9 protein-coding genes are annotated in these 8,129 nt (G+C 68.6%); 2 read left to right on the top strand and 7 right to left on the bottom strand.

The window, feature by feature from the left end:
• Nucleotides 1-1,493, bottom strand: a 1,493-nt coding sequence (locus ABZE72_RS14000) for a 3-hydroxyacyl-CoA dehydrogenase family protein (RefSeq protein ID WP_372729646.1), incomplete at its 3' end; no start/stop codon positions are given.
• A gap of 69 nt (nt 1,494-1,562) precedes the next feature.
• Here ABZE72_RS14000 and nucS point away from each other — a divergent pair.
• Nucleotides 1,563-2,240, top strand: a complete 678-nt coding sequence (gene nucS / locus ABZE72_RS13995; RefSeq protein ID WP_372729645.1) for an endonuclease NucS — start codon at nt 1,563-1,565, stop codon at nt 2,238-2,240.
• Nucleotides 2,241-2,254: 14 nt separating this feature from the next.
• Nucleotides 2,255-2,875 carry a DUF952 domain-containing protein gene (locus ABZE72_RS13990; RefSeq protein ID WP_372729644.1) on the top strand — a complete coding sequence of 207 codons (621 nt, stop codon included), beginning with the start codon at nt 2,255-2,257 and terminating at the stop codon, nt 2,873-2,875.
• A gap of 20 nt (nt 2,876-2,895) precedes the next feature.
• Here the strand turns inward: ABZE72_RS13990 and ABZE72_RS13985 are convergent, their stop codons facing one another.
• The 6 genes from ABZE72_RS13985 to ABZE72_RS13960 all read right to left on the bottom strand — a co-directional run.
• Entirely contained in the window at nt 2,896-3,360 is a 465-nt protein-coding gene (locus tag ABZE72_RS13985; protein WP_372729643.1) for a hypothetical protein, read from the bottom strand.
• A 9-nt stretch (nt 3,361-3,369) separates the two neighbouring features.
• Nucleotides 3,370-4,077 carry an ABC transporter ATP-binding protein gene (locus ABZE72_RS13980; RefSeq protein ID WP_372729642.1) on the bottom strand — a complete coding sequence of 236 codons (708 nt, stop codon included), beginning with the start codon at nt 4,075-4,077 and terminating at the stop codon, nt 3,370-3,372.
• A complete protein-coding gene (locus ABZE72_RS13975; protein WP_372729641.1) occupies nt 4,074-4,871 on the bottom strand; it encodes an ABC transporter ATP-binding protein in 798 nt (265 codons plus the stop codon). The genes ABZE72_RS13980 and ABZE72_RS13975 overlap by 4 nt, the downstream gene beginning before the upstream one ends.
• Nucleotides 4,858-6,000 (bottom strand): branched-chain amino acid ABC transporter permease, encoded by a 1,143-nt coding sequence (locus tag ABZE72_RS13970; protein WP_372729640.1) that lies wholly within the window; start codon nt 5,998-6,000, stop codon nt 4,858-4,860. The genes ABZE72_RS13975 and ABZE72_RS13970 overlap by 14 nt, the downstream gene beginning before the upstream one ends.
• Nucleotides 5,997-6,905: a branched-chain amino acid ABC transporter permease gene (locus tag ABZE72_RS13965; protein ID WP_372729639.1), complete on the bottom strand. Its 909-nt coding sequence runs from the start codon at nt 6,903-6,905 to the stop codon at nt 5,997-5,999. Before ABZE72_RS13965 ends, ABZE72_RS13970 begins: the two co-directional genes overlap by 4 nt.
• The coding region (locus tag ABZE72_RS13960; protein WP_372729638.1) for an ABC transporter substrate-binding protein at nt 6,902-8,129 on the bottom strand (1,228 nt) is incomplete at its 5' end. The genes ABZE72_RS13965 and ABZE72_RS13960, both read right to left, overlap by 4 nt.

The following is an 8,129-nucleotide window of genomic DNA, read 5'->3' as shown; positions in this document are numbered from 1 at the left end:
GCCACCTTGCCGACCCTCGCGCACAGGGCGCGGGTGGTCTCGGTGACCTCGTCGGAGGTGGTGACCGTCGAGACGACCTCGACGAGCTTCATGATCGTGGCGGGGTTGAAGAAGTGCATGCCGATGACGTCCTGGGGACGCGTGGTCACCTTCGCCATCGAGATGATCGGCAGGCTCGAGGTGGTGGTCGCCAGGATCGCGCCGGGCTTGCAGATCTCGTCGAGGTTCTCGAAGAGGGTGGTCTTGATCTTCAGGTCCTCGGCGATCGCCTCCACGACGATGTCGACGTCCTTGAGGTCGTCGAGCGAGGTGGTCCCCTGTACCCGGGCCAGGACCTCGGCCTTGGCCTCCTCGGTGGCCTTGCCGCGTTGGATCTGCTTGTCGAAGTTGCGGGTGATCGTCGCGACCACGCCGTCGACCTTGTCGGCCGACCGACCGACGTACAGCACGTCGTAGCCGCTCTTCGCGAAGACCTCGACGATGCCGCTGGCCATGGTGCCGGTGCCGACCACACCGACCAGCTTGATGTCGTGACGCAGCTGCGGCTGCTCGTCGGCCGACGGCGTGCGGTCGTCGGGCACGACGACATTCGAGTCGGGCGCCTCGTAGGTGTAGAAGCCGCGGCCGGTCTTGCGGCCGAGCATGCCCGCGGTGACCATCTGCTTGAGGATCGGCGCCGGCGCGTGCAGCCGGTCGCGACCCTGGCGGTACATCGTCTCCAGGATCTCGTACGCCGTGTCGAGACCGATCAGGTCGAGCAGCGCCAGCGGGCCCATCGGGTAGCCGCAGCCGTACCGCATGGCGGCGTCGATGTCCTCGCGGGAGGCGTAGCGCCCCTCGAACATCGCGACCGCATGGTTCAGGTAGCCGAAGAGCAGCGTGTTGGCGATGAAGCCGGCCTTGTCGCCACAGACGACCGGGTTCTTGCCGAGCTTCTGCAGCAGCACCTGGACCGCGTCGAGGACGCTGGGCTCGGTGACCACGGTCCGCACGATCTCGACCAGGTTCTGGACCGGGGCGGGGTTGAAGAAGTGCACGCCGATGACCCGGCCGGGGCGCGAGCTGGCGGTGGAGATCTCGGTGACGGAGAGCGAGGAGGTGTTGGTCGCGAGGATCGTGTCGGGTCCGACAACGCCGTCGAGCTCGCGCAGGATGTCCTTCTTGACCTCGAGCGACTCCACGACGGCCTCGACAACCAGGTCGGCCTCGTGCAGGTCCTTGATCGAGGTGGTGAAGCTGACCCGACCGAGGAGCTCGGCCTGCTCGGCCTCGGTCATCTTGCCGCGCGCCACAGCGCGGGCGGTGGAGTGCTCGAGGTGCTGGCGGCCGCGCTCGATGCCCTCGTCGTTCAGCTCGACACCGACGACGGTGTAGCCGTTGCGGGCGAAGACCTCGGTGATACCGGCACCCATGGTGCCGAGGCCGATGACGCCGATGGTGCCGAAGTCGCGTCCGGTTGCGGGCGCGGCGGTCTCAGGAAGGGTGCTGGTCATGGGGCGCATCATGGCATGCGCCGACTCCCCGTGCCGTGAGCAAGTTCACCAGCCGATACATTGCGGGGCGTGAGACTCGTGGTGGCCCGGTGTCAGGTGGACTATGCGGGTCGGTTGACGGCCCATCTCCCGATGGCGACACGGGTGCTGATGATCAAGGCCGACGGCTCGGTGCTGGTGCACTCCGACGGCGGTTCCTACAAGCCGCTCAACTGGATGTCCCCGCCCTGCACGCTGCGGGAGGGCACCACCGAGGACGGCCAGGTCGAGTGGACCGTCACCAACCCGAAGACCGACGACACCCTGCGGATCCTGCTCGCCGAGGTGATCAGCGACTCCTCCCACGACCTGGGCGTCGACCCCGGCCTGCAGAAGGACGGGGTGGAGAAGCACCTCCAGGCGCTGCTCGCCGACCACCCGGCCACGATCGCGCCGGGCCTGACGCTGGTACGACGTGAGTTCCCGACCGCAATCGGGCCGGTCGACCTGATGTGCCGCGACGAGTCGGGCGCCAGCGTGGCGGTGGAGATCAAGCGACGCGGGGACATCGACGGCGTCGAGCAGCTGACCCGCTACCTCGAGCTGCTCAACCGCGACCCGCTGCTCGCCCCGGTGCGCGGCATCTTCGCCGCTCAGGAGATCAAGCCCCAGGCCCGGGTGCTGGCCACCGACCGTCAGATCGCGTGCGCCGTCGTCGACTACGACGCCCTGCGCGGGCTCGACGACCCTTCTCACCGACTCTTCTGAGGCCAGGAGCTCCGATGCGCATCTTCCACATCGCCACCGCGGCCGATTGGGCCCAGGCGCAGGTCTCCGGCAGCTACACCACCTCGACGCGCGGCCGGAGCCTCGCCGAGGAGGGCTTCCTGCACGCCAGTCGGGGCGACCAGTGGCAGGGCGTGCGGCAGCGCTTCTACGCCGACGTCGAGGAGCCGCTCGTGCTGCTCGTCATCGAGACCGAGCTGCTCACGGCTCCCGTGGTCGAGGAGGTGCCGCCGGGCGCCGAGGAGACCTACCCGCACATCTACGGCCCGCTCGAGCCCGGTGCCGTCGTCCAGGTGATCGAACTGGGCGACCCGCACGCGACCGGTGACACACAGACGACGGGCGACACGCAGACGACGGCGTCTGCGGCGACACCCGCCGCGACGTCCACCGGGAAGTCGACGGGGGCATCGGCGCAGACGCCGTCGTTCAGCACCCTGTTCCTCGGGGAGATGTTCCACAACCTGAGGACTGCGATCGTGCTACTGGTCGCCGTCGTGGTCGGCGCTGGTGTTGGCAACGCCACCGGCACCGAGTGGGGTCCCCTGATCGGCACCCTGGTCGGCTTCGCCGGTGGTCTGCTCCTGGCCCGAGCGGTCCACCGGCAGCGAGGCTGACCGAGTCCGTCGGGCGAAGATCACCGTCCGGCCAGGCGCCCGAACTGCGGCGGGTGACAGACGCGGCACGGCTGCAGGTTGCTGCCCATGATGTCGGTCAGGGGCACCATGTGTGCCTCCGTGCGAGCCTCGGGGAGGCTGCACTCGACACGGTGGTAGGACTCGCTGCCGGCGATGACATAGCCGTCCAGACCGCCGGCGGCGGCCGGGTCCGAGCCGGCCTGACGCTCGACGGCCGTGGCGACCCGCTCCATGGCTGCCTCGAGGCGGGCGACGTCGGTGCGGAAGTTCTGCACCAGGATCATCGCCGCACCCACGATCACGACACCGAGGCCCACGAGGCCCCCGGAGATCAGGAAGGGGAACTGCGCCGGCAGGAAGTTGGCGCCGGCGGCGCCGTTCCAGCCGAAGAAGATGACGAGGAAGCCGAGCAGGCACAGGAGCACTCCGAGTTGCCCGCCCAGACGGCCGAGGTTGTTCTGCATGTTGAACTCCTAAGCTCCGAGGTACGCCTCACGGAGGTTGACGTTGCGGATCTGCTCACCCACGGCGGTGTGGATCAGAGTGCCCTTCTCCATGATCAGGGCGCGGTCGGCGAAGGGAAGTGCGCCGGCGTTCTGTTCGACCATCAGCACCGTGGTGCCGTCGTCGCGGATCCGGGAGGTGACCTCCCAGACGGTCTTGGCCAGCGCCGGGCTCAGCCCGAGCGAGGCCTCGTCGATGAGGAGCAGCCGAGGCCGGGACATCAACGCGCGGCCGACGGCCAGCATCTGCTGCTCGCCGCCCGAGAGCGTGCCGGCGAACTGGTCCTCACGCTCCACCAGACGCGGGAAGTAGTCGTAGACCAGGTTCAGCTGCTCACGGATCGCCTTCGGGCTGCGACGGCGACTCCACGCGCCCAGGCGCAGGTTCTGCCGCACCGTCAGCCGCGGGAAGACCCGACGGCCCTCGGGGCACAGCGAGATGCCCTGCTTCACCCGGGCCGAGGGGGCCTTGCGTCCCAGCGGCTTCCCGTCGAAGAGCACCTGGCCGGAGGTGGGGCGGAGCAGGCCCGCGACGGTGTTGACCGTCGTCGACTTGCCGGCACCGTTGAGGCCCAGCAGCACGCAGACCTCGCCCTCCTCGACCACGAAGTTGACTCCGTGCAGGACCGGGTGGGGGCCGTAGCCGACCACCAGGTCGCGGATCTCGAGCAGACTCATCGCACAGCCCCCACGGTTGGCTCCTCGTCCTCGGGCTCGGTGCCCAGGTAGGCACGCGCGACCTCGGGGTGGCGGCGTACGTCGTCGGGCTTGCCCTCGGCGAGCACCTCGCCGAAGTTGAGGCAGTAGACGTAGTCGGAGACCCGGGTCACCAGCGGCACGTGGTGGTCGATCATGACGATGGTCAGACCGAACTCGCGCCGCAGGTTGAGCAGGGTGTCACCGAGCACCTCCGCCTCCTCGGGACCCATGCCGGAGCCGGGCTCGTCGAGGAGCAGCAGGTCCGGATCGGTGGCCAGGACGGCCGCGATCTCGACCTTCTTGAGCACGCCGTAGGGCAGGTCGGCGACCCGCTCCTTGGCGACGTCGGTCAGGTCCAGCAGGTCCAGGATCAGGTGGCTGCGGTCGCCGATGCGCCGCTCCTCGGCGAAGCTGCCCGGCGAACCGACGATGCCCGCCCACGGGTCGTAGGAGACCTGCAGGTGCTGGGCGGTCGCGAGGTTCTCGGCCACCGAGGCGTTCTTGACCAGGCCGACGTTCTGGAAGGTCCGGCCGATCCCCAGGGCGGTGCGCTGGTGGACGGGCAGGTCGTTGATCCGTTGACCGCGGTAGTTCACCTGGCCCGACGTGGGCTGGTAGAAGCCGGTGATGCAGTTGAACAGGGTCGTCTTGCCGGCGCCGTTGGGGCCGATGATGCCGACGATCTCCCACTCCCCTGCCCGGATGCTGACGTCGTTGAGCGCCGTGATGCCGCCGAACTTGATCGTCAGGTTGTTGATGTCAAGCACGGACATCGCTGACCTCCACGTCGCTGACCTGACCGGCGTGCCGGTCGAAGCGGTGACCCATGAGCCATTGCCGGATCGGGGCGATCTGCTGACCGATGCCACCGGGGTAGAGCGTCAGGGTCAGCACCAGCAGGATCGGCCCGACCACCAGGGAGACGAACTCCGTGGGCAGGCCCAGGAGGCCTTCGAAGAAGCCCTCGAGCCGGAACATGCTGACCAGCGCGCCCTCCTCGAGCAGCGCGAAGAAGATCGCGCCGAGGACCACGCCGACCCGGTTGCGCAGACCACCGACCACGGTCATCAGGACGAAGAGCAGGGCGAGCCTGAAGTCGAACGAGCTCGGCACGATCACCTCGTCGTGGTGCGCGATCAGCGACCCGGCGATGCCGGCGAAGATCCCGGAGACCGCGAAGGCGACGAGGATGTACGCCCGCACGTTGATGCCGTACGACGACGCGACGCGCGGGTTCTCCCGCAGCGCGGCCATCGCGCGACCGGCCTTCGACGACGTCAGCCGGTAGTCCATCCAGAGCACCAGCGCCAGGAACGCCAGGCAGAGGTAGTAGTACCGGTAGCCGCTGGAGAAGAAGTCCGGCCGCGGGGCCGGCTTGCCGCCCTCACCACCGGTCAGCGAGCTGAGCCCGAAGAGGGTCTCCTGCGCGAAGGACCCGTAGGCCAGGGTCACCAGCGCGAAGTACAGGCCGGTCAGGCGCAGCGAGACCGCACCCAACAGCACCGCCTGCACGCCGCCGAAGATCGCCGCCACCCCCACGGCCAGCCAGAAGCTGAGGTTGAGGTTGGTCACGATGTAGGCCGAGGCGAAGGCGCCGATCCCGACGAAGGCCTGGTGGCCCAGCGAGATCTGGCCGCAGTAGCCCAGCAGCACGTTGAGGGAGAGACCGCCGATCGCGTAGATGACCGCGAGGGAGGCGACGTCGATGTCGGTCACCCCGACCTCGAACGGCGACAGCACGTTCAGCGGGAGGGCGAAGACCACCCAGGCCAGCAGGGCCCAGACGATGCCGCGTGCGGTCCAGCCGAGCTGGCTGGGACGAAACTCACGGAGCTCCGGCTGCACGATCGGCAGGACGGTCGTCTCGTCGTTGATGTCGGTCGTCTCGTCGGTGGCGCTCATGCGGTGGCCCCCTTCGGAACGAAGATGCCGTTCGGCTTGAACAGCAGCACGATCAGCAGGAAGCCGAAGAGGAACATCGCTCGGGCTCCGGGGATCTCGAGCATCATCGACAGCGTCCCCATCTGCTCGACCACGCCGACGGTCAGACCCCCGGCGACGGCACCCGGCATGCTGCGCATCCCGGCGAGCACGGCGGCCATGAAGCCCGGCAGCAGCGCACGACCGGCACCGAAGCTCAGGAAGCCGGCGGTGAAGGTCAGGTTCGGACCGGAGAGGATGCCGGCCAGACCACCGAGCAACGCAGCCATGCCCCAGGTCAGCATCGAGACGCGACGCACGCTGATGCCCACCAGCTCAGCGGCGGTCGGCTCCTGCTGGGCAGCCTGGATGGTCAGCCCGGACGGTGACTTGAAGAAGATCGCCAGGCTGATCGAGGCCACCACGAGGACGCCCAGCGTGATCAGCTGCTGGACGGTGACCGGCGCACCGAGCACCGGCACCAGGAAGAACGCGTCGTTGATCCGCGGCATCGTCATGATCAGCGTGTCGTTGAACTGCCAGAACTGCAGACCGATGGCCGCCAGGGCCACACCGGCCGTGCCCACCAGGACCGTCACCCGCGAGGAGTTGCGCAACGGGTGCACGACCAGCCGCTCGGTGAGCAGACCCATCGCGACCGCCACGGCCAGACCGAAGACGAACGCCACCGGGTAGCTCCAGCCCCACAGGGTCAGCGCGGCGTAGGCCGCGAAGAGACCCGTCGTCCCGAACTCCGCCTGGGCGAAGTTGAAGACACCGGAGGCGCGGAACACCAGCACGATGCCCAGGGCGACCAGTGCGTAGACACACCCCTGGAGGAGCCCGGTGACGATCGCCACCCCGAGCTCCTGACCGAGTCCGCTCATGGTCGCTCGTTACGCCGGACGGTGACGAACTCGTTCTTGCCGCAGTCGGCCTTGAGCAGGTGCATCCCGGTGCCACCGAAGCGGCTGGAGAAGCTGGCCGGCGGGAAGACGCCCGGGTTGAAGTTCTTGACCCGAGCGATGGTGGCCATGAACGACTCGCGGGTCAGGTCCTTGCCGGTCGCCTTGATCATCGCGCCGACCATCTGCTCGAGACCGTAGATCGCCGCACCGATGTCGTCGGGCTGCGCGTTGTTCTTCTGCTGGTACGCCGTGACGAATGCCTTGTCCTGACGCATCACGTCCATGCCGGGCATGGGCGAGTAGAACAGCGAGCCGTTCACGTTGGGGCAGCCGACCTGCGCGACGATGTTGAGACCGTTGGTGAGGCCGGGACCGATGAAGGTCACGTTGCACGCCATCGACTTCAGCACGTTCAGGAACGAGCTCGGGCTGGCGTTCCAGAGGACCACCTTGGCGCCGCTCTGGCAGATCGAGGTGCCGACCGCAGGAGCGTCGCTCGTGGTGTTCTTCGGGATCCGGCGCGAGAGCACCAGGTTGCTACCGGCGACGGCCTTGAACTGGCTGTCGGCGGCGTTGTAGAAGTTGTCGAGGCTGTCGTTGTCGGCCACGATCACGGCGACCTTCTGACCGCCGTACTGCGACTTGACCAGCCGCGCCAGCAGCGGGACCTGCTGCTCGTAGGCCAGCGTGACCGCGAAGTAGGTGCTCAGGTTGCTGAGCGGGCCCAGGCCGGGACGCGTCTGGTGCACGCCACCGGAGAGGTAGGGCACCTTGGAGGCGGACGCGTAGCGGGCACAGGCGTCGATCTGGTCGGCACCCGCGCCACCGATCAGCAGGAAGACCTTCTCCTGCTCGACCATGGTCTTGCAGACCGAGCGTGCCCGGTTCGGGTCGAAGCCGTCGTCCTCGAAGAGCACCTCGATCTTGCGGCCGTTGATGCCCCCGGCGCGGTTGACGGCGTCGAAGTAGACACCGACTGCCCGCTCGAACGAGGCCTGCGGGATGGCCGCGGCGCCCGTGACCGGAGCGTGGACGCCGATCTTGATGGTGGTGTCGGTGACGCCTGTCGCGTCGCCACCCGAGCTCGAACCGCCGCCGTCGCCGTCGCCGCCGCCGCTGCCGCCGCCGGAGCCACCGGAGCCACCGGAGCCCGAGCCGCCGCTGCCGCCAGAGCCACCGGAGCCCGAGCCGCCGCTGCCGCCG

The sequence above is a fragment of the Nocardioides sp. genome, assembly GCF_041600255.1.
Lineage (GTDB): Bacteria > Actinomycetota > Actinomycetes > Propionibacteriales > Nocardioidaceae > Nocardioides.
This window is presented reverse-complemented; position numbering and strand designations above follow the sequence as displayed.